This window comes from Chromobacterium aquaticum, assembly GCF_021129195.1.
GTDB lineage: Bacteria > Pseudomonadota > Gammaproteobacteria > Burkholderiales > Chromobacteriaceae > Chromobacterium > Chromobacterium aquaticum.
In genome coordinates this window covers 1-19,815 of sequence record NZ_JAJOHW010000080.1, presented here as the reverse complement: position 1 = coordinate 19,815, position 19,815 = coordinate 1, and the positions used below count along the sequence as shown (strand labels likewise).

Genomic DNA, 19,815 nt, shown 5'->3' with positions numbered 1-19,815 from the left:
GGCCCGCGCAGCAGCCGCATCGCCGGCGCTTGTGGCGGCGGCAGGCCGTCGGCGGGCGCGGCCATCAGGTCCAGCGGGATTTCGATGTGCACCGGGCGCGGGCGGCCGCCGTCGAACACGGCGAAGGCGCGCGCCAGCACTTGGGGCAGTTCCGCCGCCGCGGTCAGGGTGTGGCTGAAGGCGGCGATCTGGCTGGCCAGCGCGTGCTGGTCCGGCAGTTCGTGCAGGTGGCCGTCGCCGGAGCCCAGCTTGCCGCGCGCGTTGACGCCGGAGATCACCAGCAGCGGGATGGAGTCGGCGTAGGCCTGGCCCATGGCCGTGGCGATATTGGTGAGGCCGGGGCCGGTGATGACGAAGCAGACGCCGGGTTTGCCGCTGACGCGGGCGTAGCCGTCGGCCATGAAGCCCAGGCTTTGTTCGTGGCGGGCGGCGATGTGGCGGATGCCGCTGCCGGCCAGGCCGCGGTAGAGCTCGATGGTGTGGACGCCGGGGATGCCGAACACGGTGTCGACGTCGTAAGCCGCCAGCCAGGCGGTGAGGTAGCTGCCCAGGGTGGCGCTCATGCGGATTCCTTTTGTCTCGGCGCGGCGGCGCGCAGTTGGCCGGCGAAGCGGGCGATGCGGCGGCAGGCTTCGGCCAGGCGTTCGTCGTCCACCACCAGGCCCAGGCGGATGAAGCCGGCGGCGGTGGGGCCGAAGGCGGCGGCGTCCAGCACGGAGACGCCGGTGGCTTCAAACAGTTTCCAGGCGAAATCCCCGGCCTCCAGGCCGCAGCCGCGCACGTCCAGCAGCAGGAACATGCCGGCTTCCGGCAGCGGGCAGTGCAGGCCGTCCACGCCGCTGAGCAGGCTGTGGGCCAGGTCGCGCCGCCGCCGGTACAGCGCGCGGACGGGGTCGACGAAGGCGTCATAGTCTTGCAGCGCCAGCAGCGCGGCTTGCTGGATGAAGCCGGGGAGGCCGTAGAGCATGCACAGGGCCAGGGTGCCCATGTGCTGGATCAGCGGGCGCGGGCCGGCGGCCCAGCCCAGCCGCCAGCCGGCCATGGCGTGGGATTTGGACAGGCTGCCCAGGGTCAGCGTGCGTTCCGCCATGCCGGGCAGGGCGGCGATGCTGTGGTGCGGGGCTTCGAAACTGAGGCCGGCGTAGACTTCGTCGGCCACCACCCACAGGTCGTGGCGGCGGGCCAGCGCGGCCACCGCGGCCAGTTCGTCCGGGCGCAGCGCCGCGCCGGTGGGGTTGCAGGGGGTGGCGAGGAAGATCGCGCGGCTGCGCGGGGTGACGGCGGCTTCCAACGCGGCCAGGTCCAGATGGAAACCGTCCGCGGGTTTGACCGGCACCGGCACCAGCGCGGCGCCGCTGGCGCGGATGCTGGCTTCGTAGGTCAGGTACATCGGTTCCGGCACCAGCACTTCGTCGCCGGCCTGGCACAGGCAGAGCGCGGCGGAGAACAGACCGTTTTGCGCGCCGGCCACCACGATGACGTTGTCGGCGTCCATGTCCAGGCCGGTGGCGGCGGCGTGGCGGCGGGCGATGGCGGCGCGCAGGTCGGCGCGGCCGTCCACCGGGCTGTAGTGGGTGTCGCCGTCGCGCAGCGCGGCCACCGCGCGTTCAATGATGGGGGCCGGGGTGGCGAACTCCGGATCGCCCACGCTGAGGATGATCACGTCCTCGCCGCGGGCGGCGGCTTGCTGCGCCGCCAGGTGGATGTTCCAGGCATCGACGCGTTCGCCGGCGATGCGTTCGACCAGAGGGGAAAAGCGCATGGAGGTCTCCGTAATAATGGTGTAGGACGGTGTCAGAAGGCGGTGCGGACCGGCAGTCTCTTTTCCAGCCGCAGAAAGACGCGTTCTATCAGCCAGGCCAGCGCGAAATAAATCAGCGCCACGGTCAGCAGCGGTTCGTAGGTGCGCAGGGTTTGCGCGCGCACCAGGTTGGCCGCGCCCAGCACGTCCATCACCGCCACGGTGGAGGCCAGCGCGGTGGATTTGAGCAGCAGCACGGTTTCGCCGGCCAAGGACGGCAGCAGGATCAGCAGCGCGCGCGGCAGCCAGATGCGTCGCGCCGCGGTCAGCCGCGACATGCCCAGCGCGCGGGCGGCTTCCAGTTCGCCCTTGGGCACGGCGGCCAGGCCGCCGCGCACCACTTCGCCGACATAGCCGGCCACGCTCAGCGCCAGCGCCAGCGCCACGTACCAGAAGCCTTCGCGCAGATAAGGCCACAGCAGGCTGTCGCGCAGCGCCGGAAAGCCGGCGAACAAGCTGCCCAGGCCGTAATAGAGCACGTAGATCTGCACCAGCAGCGGGGTGCCGCGGATCAAATTGGTGAAGGACAGGCTGAGCCAGGCGAGGAAGGGCTGGCGGGACAGCCGGGCAAAGCCCACCGCCACCGCCAGCGCGAAGCCCAGGCCGCCGGAGAGCAGCAGCAATTGCGCGGTGACGGCGACGCCGCGCCAGAGCATGGGGCCGTAGTCTTGCAGCCATTGGAAGTTCATGCGGGTCTCCCGTTCACAGCGCCGGTTGCCAGCGGCGGAAGCGGCGTTCAATCAGGCTGAAGCCGGCGTTGGACAGCAGGGTCATCAATAGGTAGATGGCGGCCACGGTCAGATAGAACAGCAGGTATTGGCGGGTGGAGCCGGCGGCCTGCTTGGTGGTGAACAGCAGTTCGCTGTAGCCCACCACGCTGATCAGCGCGCTGTCCTTGATCAGCACCAGCCACAGATTGGCCAGGCCGGCCAGCGCGTAGGGCATCATCTCCGGCAGGATCACGCGGCGGGCGGTCAGCCAGCGGCCGCAGCCGAAGGCGCGCGCGGCCTCGATGTGGCCGTGCGGTATCGCCTGCACCGCGCCGCGCATGATTTCCGCCGCGTAAGCGCCTTGCACGATGCCCAGCACCACGATGGCGGCGGCGAAGCCGTTCACCTCCACCTGCGGCTGGCCCAGCAGCGCCGCCAGCGCGTTGATGGCGTCGCCGCCGGCGTAGTAGAGCAGCAGGATCAGCAGCAGTTCCGGCAGCGAGCGGCACACGCTGGTGTAGGCGTTGGCCAGCCGTTTGAGCAGCGGGTGGCCGCCCAGTTTGACCAGAGCGGTGGCCAGGCCGATGACCAGGCCCAGCGCGAAAGCGCCCAAGGAGATTTCCAGCGTGACCACGGCGCCTTGCAGCAGGGCGGGGCCCCAGTCGCGGACTACGGCGTCGTAGGCTTGTTGCAGTGCATCCAGCATATAGGCTCTCCCTGGGGCGGCTCAGGCGGGCGGGTCGCTGTCACTTGGCGTCCGGCGAGATGTTGACCTTGAAGTATTTCTTCTGGATGGCGTCGAAGCTGCCGTCGGCGCGCAGTTGCAGGATGGCCTGGTCGAACTGCCGCTTGAGCGCGACGTCGGTCTTGCGCAGGCCGGCGCCGATGCCGGGGCCGAACAGCGGGTCCTTGGGCGCCAGGCCCTTGGATTCCAGCCCGGAACCGTCCTTGCCGCCAAGGAAATCGCTGGCGGCCAGCGCGTCCAGCAGCATCAGGTCCACGCGGCCGGCGACGAGGTCGGCGTTCAGTTCGTCCTGGGTGTTGTAGTAACGGATGACGGAGCCGGCGCCGTAGTATTTCTTCAGAAAGTTGGCGTTGGTGGTGGCGGATTGCACGCCCAGGGTCTTGCCCTTGAGCCCGGCCGGGCTGAGGACGGCTTTCTGGCCCTTGGGGCCGACGAACTCGGAGGCGGTGTAGTAATAAGGCAGGCTGAAGGCGATGACTTTTTCCCGCTCAGGGGTGATGGACATGGAGTTGAAGATCACGTCTATCTTCTTGCTGTTGAGCGCGGGGATGATGCCGTCCCAGGACACTTCGGCGATCTGACAGCTTTGTTTGAGGCGCTGGCACAGCTTGCGTACCAGCTCCACTTCAAAGCCGCTCCATTGGCCGTTGCTCTGCTTGATGGTGAACGGCGGGTAGGGTTCGGCGGCGATGCCGATGCGCAGCGGATTGGCGGCCGCGGCGGCACAGTACAGGACGGCGAAGGCGGCGATGAGGGCGCGGAATCGGTTCATGGGGTTTCTCCCTGGGTGTCAGGCGTTGACAAACTGGCGGCAGCGTTCGCTGCGCGGCGCGGCGAAAACCTGTTCCGGCGGGCCGGCTTCCTCGATGCGGCCCTGATGCAGGAACAGCACTTTGCTGGACACTTCGCGGGCGAAGGCCATTTCATGGGTGACCAGCAGCATGGTGCAGCCTTCATCCGCCAGTTGGCGTATCACCCGCAGCACCTCGCCCACCCGTTCCGGGTCCAGCGCGGAGGTGGGTTCGTCGAACAGCATCACCGCTGGCCGGGTGGCCAGCGCGCGGGCAATGGCCACCCGCTGTTGCTGGCCGCCGGACAAAAAGGCCGGATAGGCCTGGCGCTTGTCCGCCATGCCCACTTTCTCCAGCAGCGTCTCGGCCAGCGCCACCGCTTCGGCGCGCGGCTGGCGCAGGACGCGCACCGGCACCTCGATCAGGTTTTCCAGCACCGTCATGTGCGGCCATAGATTGAAGTTCTGAAACACCATGCCCAGCCGCGAGCGCAGCCGGTCCACCTGGCGCGGGTCGGCCGGCGCGCGCCGGCCGCGTTTGTCGGTGCGCAGGGCGATCTCCTCGCCGGCGATCAGCACTCGGCCGTCGTCCGGAACTTCCAGCAGGTTGAGACAGCGCAGCAAGGTGCTCTTGCCGGAGCCGCTGGCGCCGATCAGCGACACCACTTCGCCGGCGGAGGCGGCGAAGGAGACGCCGTCCAGCACGACTTGGCCGTCGAAGCGCTTGCGCAGGTTTTCCACCGCGACGATGGGCGCGGGGGGAGGGTGGATGGCGGGGGTGGGGTGATGCATGAATCTCTCCTCCTTGCGGCTGTGGCAGCCTGCTGTAGTTGTGTGCCGCGTGTGGGCGCGGCTCTGCTGAGTGTGGCAACATCCATGCCAGCGGACGCATTTTTTAATTGCATGAATTTAAAGGGGTTTTGCGCTTGCTCGTGGCGACGAAAACCGTCAATACTGCAACTATTCATAAAAACGCCGAATTTTCGGCGCCCGCGCTTGTGATGCGGAGTAGAGGGGGAGGCATGGACGCGGACCTGAGCCAGGGCATTGCGCTGTTTGGCGATTTCTTTGACGCGATCGGCCTGTCGGTGGCCATCATCGACCAGGACGGGCGCTACGCCTATTACAACCAGGAGTGCTCGCAGCTGGACGAGTACACCGCGGAGCAGGCGCTGGGGGCCTATTTGCTGGAGCTGTACCCGGAGCTGGACGAGAGCAACAGCACCTTGCTGCAGGCGCTGCGGCAGGGCCGCAGCTACCGCAATCATTACCAGCGTTATCGCAACCCCAGGGGCAAGGCGGTACATCAGGTGCACACCACGCTGCCGCTGAAGCGCGCCGACGGCCGCATCGTCGGCGCGGTGGAGCTGTCCCGTGATCTGACCGTGGTCAGCCCGTTGCATCAGGCGCTGGTGGATTTGCAGCAGGGGGTGGCGGAGGAGGCCGACGGTGGGCTGATGGGCATCATCACCGACGACGCGGCGATGAAGCAGCTGATCCACCAGGCCCGGCGGCTGGCGCGCGCCGATGTGCAGGTGTTGATCCACGGCGAAACCGGCACCGGCAAGGAGTTGTTCGCCCGTTTGCTGCACCAGGAAGGGCCGCGCGCCGATCGCCCCTTCGTGGTGCTCAATTGCGCGGCGCTGCCGGAGCCGCTGTTTGAAAGCACCTTGTTCGGCACCGTGCGCGGCGCCTTCACCGGAGCGGAGGACCGGCGCGGGGTGCTGGAATCCGCTCATGGCGGCACCTTGTTTCTGGACGAGATCAATTCGCTGCCGCTGTCCATCCAGGGCAAGCTGCTGCGCGCCTTGCAGGAGGGCACGTTCAGCCGGGTGGGCTCCGGCGCCGAGGTGCGCGTGGACGTGCGGGTTGTGGTGGCCAGCAACGAGTCGCCGCAGCGGATGCTGGATGAGCGCAAGATCCGGCCGGACCTGCTGTACCGGCTGAACGTGGGCTGTCTGGCGGTGCCGCCGCTGCGCGAGCGGCTGCGGGACATTCCGCTGCTGGCGCAGGCTTTCTTGCGCAAGCACGGCAAGGTCACCGGCCACCGCGTGCAGCGCATCAGCCACGCGGTGATGGAGCGCATGCTGCGCTATCACTGGCCGGGCAATGTGCGCATGCTGGAGAACGTGCTGCTGCGCAGTCTGATCCTGTGCGAGGGCGGAGACGAACTGGATTTCCTGTTGTTGGAGGAAGAGGGCGAGACGGCGCAGCGGCGCGCGGAGGAACGCCGACCGCCGGCCGTGCCGCCGCCGGACGGCGAGGGCACGCTGGAGCAGCGGATGGCGCGCTATGAGCGCCGGCTGTTGGTGGATTGCCTGGAGGGCTGCGCCAATCTGACCGAGGCGGCGCGCCGGCTGGGCCTGCCGCGCGCCACCTTGCAGTACAAGTTGAAGAAGCACGGGATACAGCTGGCGCGCACGGTGTTGGGGTGAGCGGAGCGGGGCATATCCATAAAGAGGCCTACCAATAGGCGTGCTGAATAGCATAAAGGAGCCATTATGCGATACCGCTATCCCATTGCAGTGGAACCCGGCGACGATCGCCATGCCTACGGCGTCATCGTGCCGGATCTGCCCGGCTGCTTCTCCGCCGGAGACACCCTGGATGAGGCCATCCGTAACGCCCGCGAAGCCATCGAACTGCATCTGGAAGGGCTGGTGGAAGACAAGAGTGTCATCCCGCGGGCCAGCAGCGTGCAGGCCCATGTCGGCAAACCCGAGTTTGCCGGCCATATCTGGGAGTGGGTGGAAGTGGGCGTTGCCCGTTAGCAGGGCAAGGTACGCAAGATCAATGTCAGGCTGCGGGTGCAATTTCTTGCGCTAGCAGTTGGGTTCAGGGTCTCTGCAATGCCAGCGCTCGCGGTTTTCCACATCGGTGGCCTTTAAACCGCCTCTCAGAACCTGTTTACGATCTCGCGAGCTAAGGCGAGACAAGGCGAAAGCGGCTGAGAAAGCGGAATGTACACACGGTACATGAGCATTTCGAAGCCGTACTCACCGTGTAACGCTCCACGCAGCGCAGCAGATCGTAAACAGGTTCTCACAGATCCAGTACCAGCGGCCCGTCCCCCGCTGCCCGCGACACGCAGATCATGATGCGCTCCCGCCGCTCCGCCTCGTTCAGGTATTGGTCGCGGTGTTCGGCGTCTCCTGCCAGCAGCCTGGTTTCGCAGCTGCCGCAATAGCCTTCCCGGCATAGGCAGTCCGGCCGCAGCGAGCTCTGCCGTTCTATCGCCGCCAGGATGGATTCGTCGGCGTCCACCCGCAGCCGCAGGCCGGAGCGGGCCAGCTCCACCTCGAAGCCGGCGCTCGCCGCCGCCGTGTCGGCGCAGAAGCGCTCATAGTGCAGCCGGCCGGCCGGCAAGCGCCGCGCGCAGGCGTCCGCAGCCGCCGCGATCAGCCGTTCCGGTCCGCACACATACACCTGGCTGTCCGCCGGCGCGGCGGCGATCAGCGCGTCCAGGTCCAGCCTGCGGCCGGCCCGGCTCTCGTACAGGTGGATTCTGGCGTCGCCGCGCTGGCTTCGCTCGGCCAGTTGGGCGGCGAAGGCGCCGCCAGCGGCGTCGCGGAAGGTGTAGTGCAGCTGGTAGTTCGCGTCAGCGCCCAGCGCCGCCATATGGGCGATGAAGGGCGTAATGCCGATGCCGCCGGCGATGAACAGCCGCGGGCCGGGCACGGCGGCCAGCGGGAAACGGTTGGCCGGCGCTTGCACCCGCAGGCGGCTGCCCGGCGCCAGCGCGTGCAGATAACGCGAGCCGCCGCGCGAATCCGGCTCGTGTTTGACCGCGATGCGGTAGACCCCGCCGCCGGGGTCCAACAGAGAATAGGCCGCCGGCCGGCCCGGCGGCGGCATGTCCACCACGATGTGGCTGCCGGACGGGCAGGGCGGGGCCGGGCCGTCCAGCGGCCGCAGGGTGAAGGCCTTGACGCCGGCGGCCACTTCTTCGATGGCGCAGACTTCGGTGACGATGGCGGGCATGCGCGGCGCTCCGGTTCAGCCGCGGTAGGCGGCGGCCACCATCTGGTGGAAATGGGCGATGCCGTGCTCGCTGATGCCGCTGCGCTGGCTGTCCGCCATGATGCGGCCCTGGCCGCGGTAGCCGCGCGATTGCAGCCCGCGTTGCACGCTTTCCACCAGCCGCAGGTCTTCGGGGCGGAATTCGTCGCGTGCCCAGCTGACGAAGCGGCGCTGTTCCTCGCTCAAATCCTGGTTGAGGAAGAGGATTTCGTAATGCTGGACAGTGACGCCGGCGGATTCCGGAAATTCGTAGATCACCGTCATCGCCGCGTCGCCGGGCACCACGTTGAACATCACGCCGGGCCACAGCCAGTAGCCGTTGAAAGCCTGGTTGGCGGCCTCGCCGTCGAAGGCGTAGCTGCTGTCGCTGGATTGGGCGGCGCCGCGCTGCAAGGTCCAGCGGCCGTGAAGACTGTGGGTGTAGCCGTCGGTGGTCACCGATTGCGAGAAGCTGGGGTGGGCCGGCGCGCAGTGGTAGCACTCCATGTAGTTGTCGACGATGACTTTCCAGTTGGCCGGCGTGGTGGTGACCACGCGCTCGGCCACCTTCAGGTCCGCCACTCGCGGACACACTTGCATGAAGTGCTCGCGCAGGCCGGCGTATTCAATGTCGATGTCCGCCGCGTCCGGGTCCATGTTGACGAAGACGAAGCCGCAGTATTCGGCCACCCGCAACGGGCTCAGGTGACTGTCGGCCCGGTCGAAGTCCGCCACCTGCTCGCAGTTGCGCGCGTGGGCCAGTTGGCCGTCCAGCTTGAAGGCCCAGGCGTGGTAGGGACAGGTGATCACATTCCTGGCTTGGCCGCTGCCGCTGAGCAGCTCGTGGCCGCGGTGCGGGCAGACGTTGTAGAAGGCGCGCAGCTCGCCGTCGCGGTCGCGCAGCAGCAGGATGTTCTCGCCTATCACCCGGCGGGTGACGTAATCGTTGGGCCGGGCCAGCTCGCTGCCGTGGCACAGGCAGAGCCAGGATTTGGCGAAGATCTGTTCTTTTTCGTACTGGAACACCTCGTCGGCGGTGTAGCAGCGCGCCGGCAGGGTGTGGGCGCGGTCGATGTCGCTGCAGAAGTCGGCGGGCAGGCGCGGCGCGGCGGGCGGGGGCTGGATGATGGCGTGCTGCTGCATGGCGGGGCTCCTTCAAAAGCCTTGAGTGGGGGACGGCTGTTGATGATTTAACGGTTTGCCGGCGGCGGCGGAGCGGATGGCGGCGACGCTTACTTTTCATTGCGCGACAATTTGCATTGGCGCGAACCGGGCGCTCGCGCTTATGCTGGGCCTTGGACTGGGGAGGGTGCGGTGGACGAATACCATTTCCTGCTGTTGCCGGAGTTTTCCTTCATCGGCTTCGCCGCGCTGATGGAGCCGTTCCGCATTGCCAATCGCTTTCAGCCCGGCGCCAGCCGCTGGCGGCTGTTGTCCGTGGACGGCCAGGCGGTGGCGGCCAGCAACGGCATCGCGTTGATGGTGGACGGCGCGCTGGCGGAGGCCGGGCCGTGCACCTGTCTGTTCGTGGTCAGCAGCTTCCATCCGTTGCGGCATTACACGCCGGAGCTGGGTGCGGCGCTGCGGCGGCTGGAGCGCGGGGGCGTGACCCTGGGGGCGATAGACACCGGCTGTTTCATCCTGGCCGAGGCCGGCTTGCTGCGCGGCGAGACGGTGACGCTGCACTGGGAAGCGATTCCGGCCTTCCGGGAACGCTACCCGCAGGTGACCGCCAGCCAGGAGCTGTTCCTGACCGAGCGGCGGCCCACCTCTGCCGGCGCGGTGGCCGGGCTGGACCTGGCGCTGGCCTTGCTGGCGCGCCGTCACGGCCGCGAGCTGGCGCTGGCGGTGTCCGAGCAATTGGTGCAGGGGCAGATGCGCAGCCCGTCCGAGCACCAGCGCCTGCAGGTGGCCAGCCGCTATCAGGTGCACAACAAGAAGCTGGCGCAGGCGATACGGCTGATGGAGGAGCAACTGGAGGAGCCGTGGCCGCCGGAGGAGCTGGCCGCGCGTTGCGGCGCCACCCGCCGCCAGCTGGAACGCTTGTTCCGCGCGCATCTCAAGGCCTCGCCGGCGGAGTTCTACCGCGCGCTGAGGCTGGACCGCGCCCGCTGGCTGCTGCGCCAGACCGAACTGAGCGTGGTGGAAATCAGCGTGGTCTGCGGCTTTGAGTCGCCGTCTTATTTTTCCCGCGCCTATCGCAAGCGTTTCGACCGCAGTCCGAGGGAAGATCGCGAGGATCGCAGCGGTCTTTAGGCCACCCATTGGCTGGCCGCGGACGGTTTTATCGGGTACTGTTGAGGGTTTGGATTGGCGCGGGCGGCGCGCCTCCATAAAATAACAGGGCAAACCCCAAATAGCCCTACGCTGGAGAAACCCGAAAATGGCCATCATCCGTCAGGAAGACTTCGTGCAAAGCATTGCCGACGCCTTCCAGTTCATCAGCTATTACCATCCCAAAGACTATATCGACGCGCTGTACCAGGCGTATCTGAAGGAAGAGAGCCCGGCGGCCAAGGACGCCATGGCCCAGATCCTGATCAACAGCCGCATGTGCGCCGAAGGCAAGCGCCCGATCTGTCAGGATACCGGCATCGCCGTGGTGTTCCTGAAGGTGGGCATGAAGGTGCAGTGGGACGCCGAGTTGTCGGTGCAGGAGATGGTGAACGAAGGCGTGCGCCGCGCTTACCTGAACCCGGACAACAAGCTGCGCGCCTCGGTGCTGCTGGACCCGGCCGGCAAACGCCAGAACAGCAAGGACAATACCCCGGCGGTGGTGCATTTCGAGATCGTCGAAGGCGACGGCGTGGAAGTGACCTGTGCGGCCAAGGGCGGCGGCTCGGAGAACAAATCCAAGTTCTACGCGCTGAATCCGTCCGATTCCATCGTGGACTGGGTGCTGAAGACCCTGCCCACCATGGGCGCCGGCTGGTGTCCGCCGGGCATTCTCGGCATCGGCATCGGCGGCACGCCGGAAAAGGCGATGCTGCTGGCCAAGGAAAGCCTGATGAGCCATGTGGACATCCAGGACTTGAAAGCCAAGGCCGACAGCGGCGCGGAACTGAGCCGCGTGGAGCAACTGCGCCTGGAGCTGTTTGAAAAGGTCAACGCGCTGGGCATCGGCGCCCAGGGCCTGGGCGGCCTGACCACGGTCCTGGACGTGAAGATTCTGGATTACCCCACCCACGCGGCCAGCCTGCCGGTGGCGATGATCCCCAACTGCGCGGCCACCCGCCACGTGCACTTCCACCTGGACGGCAGTGGCCCGGCTTCGCTGGAAGCGCCGCGCCTGGAAGACTGGCCGGACATCACCTACGACAACTCCAACGGCAAGCGCGTCAACCTGGACGCGATCACCCCGGAAGAGGTGCAAAGCTGGCAGCCGGGCGATGTGCTGCTGCTCAACGGCAAGATCCTCACCGGCCGAGACGCCGCGCACAAGCGCATGGTGGACATGCTGAACAAGGGCGAGAAGCTGCCGGTGGACTTCACCAACCGCTTCATCTACTACGTGGGCCCGGTGGATCCGGTGCGCGACGAAGTGGTGGGCCCGGCCGGCCCCACCACCGCCACCCGCATGGACAAGTTCACCCGCCAGATGCTGGAGCAGACCGGCCTCCTGGGCATGATAGGCAAGGCCGAGCGCGGTCCCACCGCGATCGAGGCGATCAAGGACAACAAGGCGGTCTATCTGATGGCCGTCGGCGGTTCCGCCTATCTGGTGTCCAAGGCGATCAAGGCGTCCAAGGTAGTGGCCTTCGAAGACCTGGGCATGGAAGCCATTTACGAGTTCGAGGTCAAGGACATGCCGGTGACGGTGGCGGTGGATTCCTGTGGATCCAGCGTGCACAACACCGGCCCGGCCGAGTGGCGCGTAAAGATTGGGAAGATTCCGCTCATCCCGGTGTAAAGTCTGGATGGAAAGAAACGGTCGCCTTCGGCGGCCGTTTTTGTTTGGCGGCGGCGCTTGAAAACGGTTTGATCCAGACCAAGGTCGGGCGGCGAACCGTCGCCTATGCTCGGCGGCACACCCTTATTGTGCTGCCCGCATGTTGACCGAGTTCTCATTGATCCTGACCTTGTTGCAGCAGATGTGCGTTTACCTGGTGATCGCCTATCTCTTGTCCAAGACGCCGTTGTTCATTCCGCTGACCCAGGTCACCATCCGCCTGCCGCACAAGCTGGTGTGCTATCTGGTGTTCTCGGTGTTCTGCGTGATGGGCACTTACTTCGGCTTGCACATCGACGATTCCATCGCCAACACCCGCGCCACCGGCGCGGTGCTGGGCGGCATGCTGGGCGGGCCGTGGGTGGGGCTGGCGGTGGGCTTCACCGGCGGCCTGCATCGCTATTTTCTGGGCGGCGTCACCGCCGGCGCTTGCATGGCGTCCACCATGGCGGAAGGCTTGCTGGGCGGGCTGGTGCACCATTATTTCGTGCGGCGCGGCCAGCTGGGGCGGGTGTTCGACCCGCTGGCGGTGGCCGCGGTGGCGCTGTTGGCCGAGTGCATGCAAATGCTGATCCTGCTGGCGGCGGTCAAGCCCTTCGCCGCCGCCTGGCATCTGGTGCGCAGCATCGCGCTGCCGATGATGATAGCCAACACCCTTGGCGCGGCCATGTTCATGCGCATCTTGCTGGACCGGCGCGCGCTGGCGGAGAAGTATTCCTCCGCTTTCTCCTCCAAGGCGCTGCAGATCGCCGCCCGTGCCGAGGGCGTGTTGCGCCACGGCTTCGATCGCGACAACTGCATGACCATGGCGCGCATCCTGTACGAGGAACTGGGCGTGGGCGCGGTGGCGCTGACCGACCGCGAGCGGCTGCTGGCCTTCATCGGCGCCGGCGCCGACCACCATCTGGCGGGCACGCCGATCACCTCGCCGCTGACCCAGCGCGCGATTGCCGCCAACCAGGTGGTGTACGCCGACGGCAACGAGACGCCTTACCGTTGCTCCATCAGCCCAGCCTGCAAGCTGGGCTCCTCGCTGGTGATCCCCTTGCGCGGCGAGGACGAGCGGGTGATAGGCACCATCAAGCTGTACGAGACGCGCAACAAGTTGTTTTCCGGCATCAACCTGACCCTGGGCGAGGGCATTGCCCGGCTGCTGTCCAACCAGATCCTGCAAGGCAAGTATGAGCAGCAGAAACAGCTGCTGGCTCAGACCGAGATCAAGCTGCTGCACGCCCAGGTCAATCCGCATTTCCTGTTCAACGCGCTCAACACCCTGTCCGCGGTGATACGCCGCAACCCGGAACACGCGCGCCAACTGGTGCAATACCTGTCCACTTTTTTCCGCAAGAATCTGAAGCGCTCCAGTGAGATGGCCACGCTGGGCGACGAGATCGATCACGTCAGCGCCTATCTGCGCATCGAGGAGGCGCGCTTCGCCGGCCGGCTGCAAGTGGAGATAGAAGCGCCGGAGGCTGCGCGCCGGGCCGAGCTGCCGGCCTTTTCCCTGCAGCCGCTGGTGGAAAACGCGATCAAGCACGGCACCTCCCAGCTGCTGGAGCCGGGGCGCATCCGCATCTCCGCCCGCTGCGACGCGCACGGCCTGCGGGTGACGGTGGAGGACAACGCCGGGCTCTACCGCAAGCCGGAGCAGAGCGACGGCCTGGGCATGTCGCTGGTGGACCGCCGCATCCGCGCCCGTTACGGCGAGGCCTACGGGGTGGCGGTGGATTGCGCGCCTGAGTTTTACACCCGAGTCAGCCTGCTGCTGCCCTGTCGTTGCCCGCAGGCGGACGCGCGCCGCGCCGGAGCGGCGGCATGAGCGCGGCCGGCCTGCCCAGCGCGCTGCTGGTGGACGACGAGCCGCTGGCGCGCGACGAATTGCGCCAGTTGCTGCAGGCCGCCGGCGGCCTGGACATCGTCGGCGAGTGCGGCAACGCGGTGGAGGCCATCGCCTTCATCCATCGCCGCAAGCCGGACGTGGTGTTCCTGGACATCCAGATGCCGCGCATCAGCGGCCTGGAAATGCTGGCGATGCTGGACCCGGAAGCCATGCCGCAAGTGGTGTTCGTCACCGCCTACGACGCCTACGCGCTGCAGGCCTTTGAAGAACACGCCTGCGACTATCTGCTGAAGCCGGTGGACCCGGCGCGCTTGACCAAGACCCTGGCGCGGCTGCGCCAGCGCGCCGCGCCGCCGCTAGCAGCGATGAGCGCCTTGGCGCCGCTAAGCCTGATTCCCTGTCAGGGCGTCAACCGCATCGTGCTGTGCCGCTTGGAGGAGGTGGCCTATGTCTGCTCCCGGCTCAGCGGCGTTTACGTGGTGGACGCCGCCGGCGTGGAGCGCTTCACCGAGCTGACGCTACGCACGCTGGAAGAGCGCAGCGATCTGTTCCGCTGCCATCGGCAATACCTGGTGCGCTTGTCGGCGATCCGGGAAATCCTGTTCGGCGACAACGGCGTCGCCACCATCCATACGCTGGACGGCCACAGCCTGCCGGTCAGCCGCCGCTATCTGAAGCCCTTGAAGGACGCGCTGGGCATCGCCGGCTGAAGCGGCGGCCAGCCGCGTGTGCTACATCTCAGACAGGGGGAGTGTGAGATGGCGATGCGACTATTACAATGCGCGGCCTTGGCGCTGGGGATGACGCCTGGGCTGCTTCATGCCTGCAACGGCACGGCGACGCAGGACAGCTCGCCGGACATCCGGCGGCCGGACTTGCACGGCATCGCCGTGTTTCTGCCGCAATTGCTGGAGAACAATCAAAGCAGCCCGTTCGCCGAACTGCTGCAAGTGGTGGCCAGGCATTACAAGGAAGGCAAGATCAGCTTCAGCATCGAGCCGGTCAAGCGCGTGTACATGGACACCAGCGACAAGAACGCGGATTTCCGCTTTCCCATCATGAAGGTGCACGACGGCGCCGATGACGCCACACCGTATCAGTTCACCCGGGAAATGCTGGGCAAGGTCACTTTCGTGCTCTACACCCACAAGAGCCGGCCGCTGAGCCGGGACGATGTGCTGCGCATGGCCAATCTGGCCAAGTACGACATCGAAGCGCCGCCAGTGAACTGGGGCTTCCCCAGCAAGAGCGTGGTCAATCTGGAACTGTCGTTGAAAAAGCTGAACCTGGGCCGGGTGGACGGGGTGTTGTGGGCTCAGGAGGAGGCGGATTATCTGGTGCGCAAGTTCAAGCTGTCCAATATCCATCGCACCCGCTTCGACGATTACCCGGACGTGCTCTTCCTCAATTGCAACCATCGCGGCGATTTCGTCAATCAGGCGCTGAGCCGGGCCATCCGCGCCGCGCGCGCCAGCGGCGAGTTGCAACAAGCTTATCTCAAGGTGCATAAGCCTTATCAGGATTGGCAGCCCTGAGCGGCGGGTGCTCATGTCGTTCTTTACCGTTCTGCTTTCCCACGGTTTTCGTCGTCGTGCCTGCGCGCGAGATTTCCGGGCGCCGCTCGCCCCCTTTGGGCTACCGCTGGCGCCGCCATGCTGCCGCTGAGCCGGTTTCCGCCCCACGGCGGCCGCGCCCGCGCGTAAGTTCCGGGTAAGACTATCACCGGAGCTGACAAAAATGGATCACGCATTGACCTTCGTGATCGCCACTCTTTGCATACTTGCCATCTGCTACCGCCTGTACGGGGTGTTCTTCACGCGCAAGGTATTGGGTGTCGATGATAGCGCCGTGACCCCGGCGCATGAATTGCAGGACGGCAAGGACTATGTGCCCACCAGCAAGTGGGTGGCGTTTGGCGGCCACTTCGCCGCCATCGCGGCGGCCGGCCCGCTGGTGGGGCCGGTGTTGGCCGCCCAGTACGGCTATCTGCCCAGCATGTTGTGGCTGCTGATAGGCTGTGTGATCGGCGGCGCGGTACACGACACCGTGGTGCTGTTCGCCTCGATGAAGCATCACGGCAAATCGCTGTCGGAAGTGGCCAAGACCGAACTCGGCCCCTGGGCCGGCTGGTGCACCGGCCTGGCCATGCTGTTCATCATCACCATCACCATGGCCGGCTTGTCCATGGTGGTGGTGCATGCGCTGGAGCGCAATCCCTGGGGCGCGTTCGCGGTGAGCATGACCATTCCCATCGCCATCGCCGTCGGCCTGTGGGAGCGCGTCACCGGCAATATGAAGAACGCCAGCTATGTCGGCGTCGCCGCCATCATGGCCTGTGTGTTCGCCGGCCCTTATATCCAAGGCACCGCGCTGGGCGAGCTGCTGACGCTGAAGGCGTCCACCGTGTCCCTGCTGCTGCCCATCTACGCCTTCTTCGCCACCGCGTTGCCGGTGTGGATGCTGCTGACTCCGCGCGCCTGCCTGTCCAGCTTCATGAAGATAGGCGTGTTCGGCCTGCTGGTGGTGGGCGTGGTGTTCATCAACCCGCAAATCCAGTTCCCCGCCGTCACCCAGTTCATCCACGGCGGCGGCCCGGTGCTGGCCGGCCCGGTATGGCCGTTCATCTCCATCACCATCGCCTGCGGCGCGATTTCCGGCTTCCATGCCTTCATCGGCTCTGGCACCACGCCCAAGCAGATAGACCGCTGGAGCGACATCCTGCCGGTGGGTTTCGGCGCGATGCTGGCCGAATGCGTGGTGGGGGTGATGGCCTTGATCGCCGCCACCGCTTTGCACCCGGCGGATTACTTCGCCATCAACTCCGCGCCGGACACCTTCGCCAAGCTGGGCATGCAGGTGGTGAACCTGCCGCAGCTGTCCCAGGAGATCGGCCTGGACCTGTACGGCCGCACCGGCGGCGCGGTGACGCTGGCGGTGGGCATGGCGGACATCTTCACCCGCATTCCCTGGTTCCATAATCTGGCGTCCTATTTCTTCCAGTTCATGGTGATGTTCGAAGCGGTGTTCATCCTCACCGCCATCGATTCCGGCACCCGCGTCGCCCGTTATCTGATCCAGGATTTCGTTGGCGACGCCTGGGCACCGCTCAAGCGCACCGACTGGATGCCCGGCGCCATCGGCGCCTCGGTGGTGGCCTGCCTGCTGTGGGGCTATTTGCTGAACTCCGGCGACATCAATTCGGTGTGGGCGCTGTTTGGCGTGTCCAATCAGCTGATGGCGTCCATCGGCCTGATCATAGGCGCCACCATCATCCTGCGGCTGTCGCACAATCGCGCCTACATGATGACCTGCTTGCTGCCGCTGGCTTATCTCTACGTCACCGTCAATTACGCCGGTTACTGGATGATCAAGCACGTTTACCTGAACCCGGCGGCCAAGGGCTACAACCTGTTCAACGCCGCCATCTCCATCGCCATGCTGGCGCTGGGCCTGGTGATCCTGCTGTCCGCCTGCCGCAAGTGGATGGAGCTGTTGGCGCGTCCGGCGCCGGACGCGCGGCGCGAACTGGCCGCCACGGAGGCTTGAGCTGCGTGATCAAAATTGGGGTAAGACTTGGCCCGCTGGAAACAGCGGGCTTTTTTTGCCTGTTCAACGCATAAACCGCAGCGGCAGGCCTGGCTTGCTCAGGGTTTGATGATGTCCGCGTTTAAGCTTTGAGAGGTGCTTGGGGCGGCAGTTGGTAGCGCACCAGTTCCCATTCCACCTCGGTGGCGCGGTAGACCTTCCATTCCTTGCTCAGCCATTGCTGCCACCACGGCAGCGGGAAGGCGACGTCGAGTAAGGGCAGCGGCTGGCCGGCGGTGCAGTAGGTGGTGGGATGGGTGCTGCCCCAGGGCACGCAGCCCTTGGGCGGCCGCGGCCGCCAGTGGGCGTTGACATTGGGCACGTCGCCGCTGCGGCGCAGCGCGCCGATGGGCAGCGCATTGGGGAAAGGCGGGGTCAGCTCGGCCCGTTCGCGCGCGGCTTTGGCCTCGGCTTCGGCGGCGGCCTTGCGCTTGGGATCGAACAGGCCGGTGGCGGGGTCGAGATGTTTGGCTTCGGCCAGCTGCTGGATCAGATCTTCGCTGGGCTGAGCCGGCCCGGGACCGCGAAAGGCCTTCAGCCAGCGGAAGCCGCCATCCCAGGGCGGCAAGGGGGCCGGCGGCAGCGGCACGATCTGGTCGACTTCTTCTAGCGTGGGCTGCAGGTAGGAGTAGTCGTAGAGGAATTTGCCGATTTGCTGGTAGCGGCGGCTGCGTTCGGGATCTAGTGGCAAAGCCATATAGTCCATGCCGTCATCTGGGGGAGGGGTTCTAAAACCTTCTTTCAAGAAGCTGGCGGAAAGGTAGCTGCCGGCTTTAATGCCGAGTTGGTGAGCCTGTAATGCCAGTGGGTATTGTTTAAGATTGCGTTGCCGAATGCCTAAGGTTGAAGCCGCTTTAGCATGGCCTTGTTCGGCTGCACATTGCCACATCTTCACCGCGATATCAGGAGCTTTGTCGTAGGGGCTGAGTAGCTCGGCGACATGGAACTGAGCCTCTGGATTACCCAGATCGGCGGCCCTGCGAAAGTAGCGCAGCGCCAGCTCGCGGTCGCGCTTGATATTGCCGTAGCCGCGGCTGGTGTAGTAGGCGAGGTTGTAATAGCCGGGGGCGGGGCTCAGGTCCATCAGCTTGTCGTTCAGCGTCAGCACTTCGCGGAAGCCGCCGGCGAAGTCGCCATCGGTCAGGCCATTCTGCAAATTGATATTGGCCTTGACGTGGCCATGGGCGGCGGCGATGCGGTAGAGCCGCTGCACTTGCCGCGTGATGTCGGGCTGGCGCTTGAGCAGATTGTGCTTTTGCAGGTGGCGGGCGTAGAGGAAGAGCTGATCCGCTTCCGGTGTCGGTGTCGGCAGTGGCTGGTGGACGCAGCGGAAGGCCAGCACTTCTTGTTGTTTGGGGTTGAGGGTGCTCATGCGGGGCTCCTGAGCCAGGGCCGGGGCGGCGATGCTCACGGCTAAAGCCGTCAGCCACAAGGTCACGGCCGCCTGCTGGATCAGCGGGCGGTTTGCCGGGTTCTGGCGCGTGCTGGCGTGGCTGAACATCGGGTGCTCCTTTCAAGCCTCGGGCGGCAGTTGGTAGCGCACCAGCTCCCATTCCACCTCGGTGGGCCGGTAGACCTTCCACTCCTTGCTCAGCCATTGCTGCCACCATGGCAGCGGGAAGGCGACATCGAGCAAGGGCAGCGGCTGGCCGGCGGTGCAGTAGTGGGTGGGATGGGTACTGCCCCAGGGCACGCAGCCCTTGGGCGGCCGCGGCCGCCAGTGGGCGTTGACATTGGGCACGTCGCCGCTGCGGCGCAGCGTGCCGATGGGCAGCGCATTGGGGAAAGGTGGGGTCAGCTCGGCCCGTTCGCGCGCGGCTTTGGCCTCGGCTTCGGCAGCGGCCTTGCGTTTGGGGTCGAACAGGCCGGTGGCGGGGTCGAGATGTTTGGCTTCGGCCAGCTGCTGGATCAGGTCTTCGCTGGGCTGAGCCGGTCCCGGCCCACGAAAGGCTTTCAGCCAGCGGAAGCCGCCGTCCCAGGGCGGCAAGGGGGCCGGTGGTAGCGGCACGATCTGGTCGACTTCTTCTACCGTGGGTTGCAGGTAGGAGTAGTCGTAGAGGAATTTGCCGATTTTTTGATAGCGGCTCTTGCGCTCGGGGTCTTTGACCAGCCCCAGGTAATCCAGTCGATTATTCGGAGCAGGATCATTGAAGCCTTCTTCCAAGAAGCTGGCAGAGAGGTAGCTGCCCACTTTGACGCCGAGTTGAAATACTTCGACAGCTTCGGCATAACGTTTATCAATAGCCAAATCATTTCCCAGTCCATTAGCGGCTTGGCCATGCCCTTGTTCGGCGGCACAACGACGCATTTGTCGGGCGACGTCCGGAGCTTTGCTACGCGGCGCTAACAGTTCCGCCACATAGTATTGCGCCTCCGGGTTGCCCAGATCGGCGGCC

At 66.0% G+C, this 19,815-nt stretch carries 18 protein-coding genes; 8 read left to right on the top strand and 10 right to left on the bottom strand.

The features are described from left to right. From LQT98_RS12605 to LQT98_RS12580, 6 genes are all read right to left on the bottom strand, one after another. A partial coding sequence (locus LQT98_RS12605; protein ID WP_269326021.1) for a thiamine pyrophosphate-binding protein occupies positions 1-563 on the bottom strand: 563 nt, incomplete at its 3' end. Then, positions 560-1,762, bottom strand: coding sequence for a pyridoxal phosphate-dependent aminotransferase (locus LQT98_RS12600; protein ID WP_231462634.1), 1,203 nt, complete (start codon positions 1,760-1,762; stop codon positions 560-562). The genes LQT98_RS12600 and LQT98_RS12605, both read right to left, overlap by 4 nt. 32 nt (positions 1,763-1,794) lie before the next feature. After that, complete coding sequence (locus tag LQT98_RS12595; RefSeq protein ID WP_231462633.1) at positions 1,795-2,490, bottom strand: ABC transporter permease; 696 nt, start codon at positions 2,488-2,490, stop codon at positions 1,795-1,797. A gap of 13 nt (positions 2,491-2,503) precedes the next feature. After that, the gene (locus LQT98_RS12590) at positions 2,504-3,217 is read right to left on the bottom strand and encodes an ABC transporter permease (RefSeq protein WP_019101254.1); all 714 of its coding nucleotides are present in this window, start codon (positions 3,215-3,217) and stop codon (positions 2,504-2,506) included. Positions 3,218-3,257: 40 nt separating this feature from the next. Continuing rightward, positions 3,258-4,028 carry a transporter substrate-binding domain-containing protein gene (locus LQT98_RS12585; RefSeq protein ID WP_231462632.1) on the bottom strand — a complete coding sequence of 257 codons (771 nt, stop codon included), beginning with the start codon at positions 4,026-4,028 and terminating at the stop codon, positions 3,258-3,260. Between the two features lie 18 nt (positions 4,029-4,046). After that, the gene (locus LQT98_RS12580) at positions 4,047-4,838 is read right to left on the bottom strand and encodes an ABC transporter ATP-binding protein (RefSeq protein ID WP_231462631.1); all 792 of its coding nucleotides are present in this window, start codon (positions 4,836-4,838) and stop codon (positions 4,047-4,049) included. Positions 4,839-5,068: 230 nt separating this feature from the next. Here LQT98_RS12580 and LQT98_RS12575 point away from each other — a divergent pair, with 230 nt between their 5' ends. Together LQT98_RS12575 and LQT98_RS12570 are read left to right on the top strand one after the other, a co-directional pair. Continuing rightward, the gene (locus tag LQT98_RS12575) at positions 5,069-6,481 is read left to right on the top strand and encodes a sigma-54 interaction domain-containing protein (protein WP_231462630.1); all 1,413 of its coding nucleotides are present in this window, start codon (positions 5,069-5,071) and stop codon (positions 6,479-6,481) included. A 66-nt stretch (positions 6,482-6,547) separates the two neighbouring features. After that, the gene (locus LQT98_RS12570; protein WP_231462629.1) at positions 6,548-6,817 is read left to right on the top strand and encodes a type II toxin-antitoxin system HicB family antitoxin; all 270 of its coding nucleotides are present in this window, start codon (positions 6,548-6,550) and stop codon (positions 6,815-6,817) included. Between the two features lie 271 nt (positions 6,818-7,088). Here the strand turns inward: LQT98_RS12570 and LQT98_RS12565 are convergent, their stop codons facing one another. Together LQT98_RS12565 and LQT98_RS12560 are read right to left on the bottom strand one after the other, a co-directional pair. Next, positions 7,089-8,027, bottom strand: a complete 939-nt coding sequence (locus LQT98_RS12565; RefSeq protein WP_231462628.1) for a PDR/VanB family oxidoreductase — start codon at positions 8,025-8,027, stop codon at positions 7,089-7,091. 15 nt (positions 8,028-8,042) lie between these two features. Next, a complete protein-coding gene (locus LQT98_RS12560) occupies positions 8,043-9,188 on the bottom strand; it encodes an aromatic ring-hydroxylating oxygenase subunit alpha (RefSeq protein ID WP_231462626.1) in 1,146 nt (381 codons plus the stop codon). Positions 9,189-9,359: 171 nt separating this feature from the next. Here LQT98_RS12560 and LQT98_RS12555 point away from each other — a divergent pair, with 171 nt between their 5' ends. The 6 genes from LQT98_RS12555 (at position 9,360) to LQT98_RS12530 (ending at position 17,380) form a co-directional block, all read left to right on the top strand. Continuing rightward, positions 9,360-10,301: a GlxA family transcriptional regulator gene (locus LQT98_RS12555; protein WP_048409808.1), complete on the top strand. Its 942-nt coding sequence runs from the start codon at positions 9,360-9,362 to the stop codon at positions 10,299-10,301. Positions 10,302-10,428: 127 nt separating this feature from the next. Further along, positions 10,429-11,955 (top strand): fumarate hydratase, encoded by a 1,527-nt coding sequence (locus tag LQT98_RS12550; RefSeq protein WP_166454353.1) that lies wholly within the window; start codon positions 10,429-10,431, stop codon positions 11,953-11,955. A 139-nt stretch (positions 11,956-12,094) separates the two neighbouring features. Next, entirely contained in the window at positions 12,095-13,813 is a 1,719-nt protein-coding gene (locus tag LQT98_RS12545; protein WP_269326020.1) for a sensor histidine kinase, read from the top strand. Next, positions 13,810-14,544, top strand: a complete 735-nt coding sequence (gene btsR, locus LQT98_RS12540) for a two-component system response regulator BtsR (protein ID WP_231462624.1) — start codon at positions 13,810-13,812, stop codon at positions 14,542-14,544. Before LQT98_RS12545 ends, btsR begins: the two co-directional genes overlap by 4 nt. 54 nt (positions 14,545-14,598) lie before the next feature. Beyond that, complete coding sequence (locus tag LQT98_RS12535) at positions 14,599-15,369, top strand: type 2 periplasmic-binding domain-containing protein (RefSeq protein WP_231462623.1); 771 nt, start codon at positions 14,599-14,601, stop codon at positions 15,367-15,369. A gap of 202 nt (positions 15,370-15,571) precedes the next feature. Continuing rightward, positions 15,572-17,380 (top strand): carbon starvation CstA family protein, encoded by a 1,809-nt coding sequence (locus tag LQT98_RS12530; protein ID WP_231462622.1) that lies wholly within the window; start codon positions 15,572-15,574, stop codon positions 17,378-17,380. Between the two features lie 121 nt (positions 17,381-17,501). Here the strand turns inward: LQT98_RS12530 and LQT98_RS12525 are convergent, their stop codons facing one another. Continuing rightward, positions 17,502-18,920, bottom strand: coding sequence for an SEL1-like repeat protein (locus LQT98_RS12525; protein ID WP_231462621.1), 1,419 nt, complete (start codon positions 18,918-18,920; stop codon positions 17,502-17,504). A 12-nt stretch (positions 18,921-18,932) separates the two neighbouring features. Beyond that, a partial coding sequence (locus tag LQT98_RS12520) for a DUF6396 domain-containing protein (protein WP_231462620.1) occupies positions 18,933-19,815 on the bottom strand: 883 nt, incomplete at its 5' end.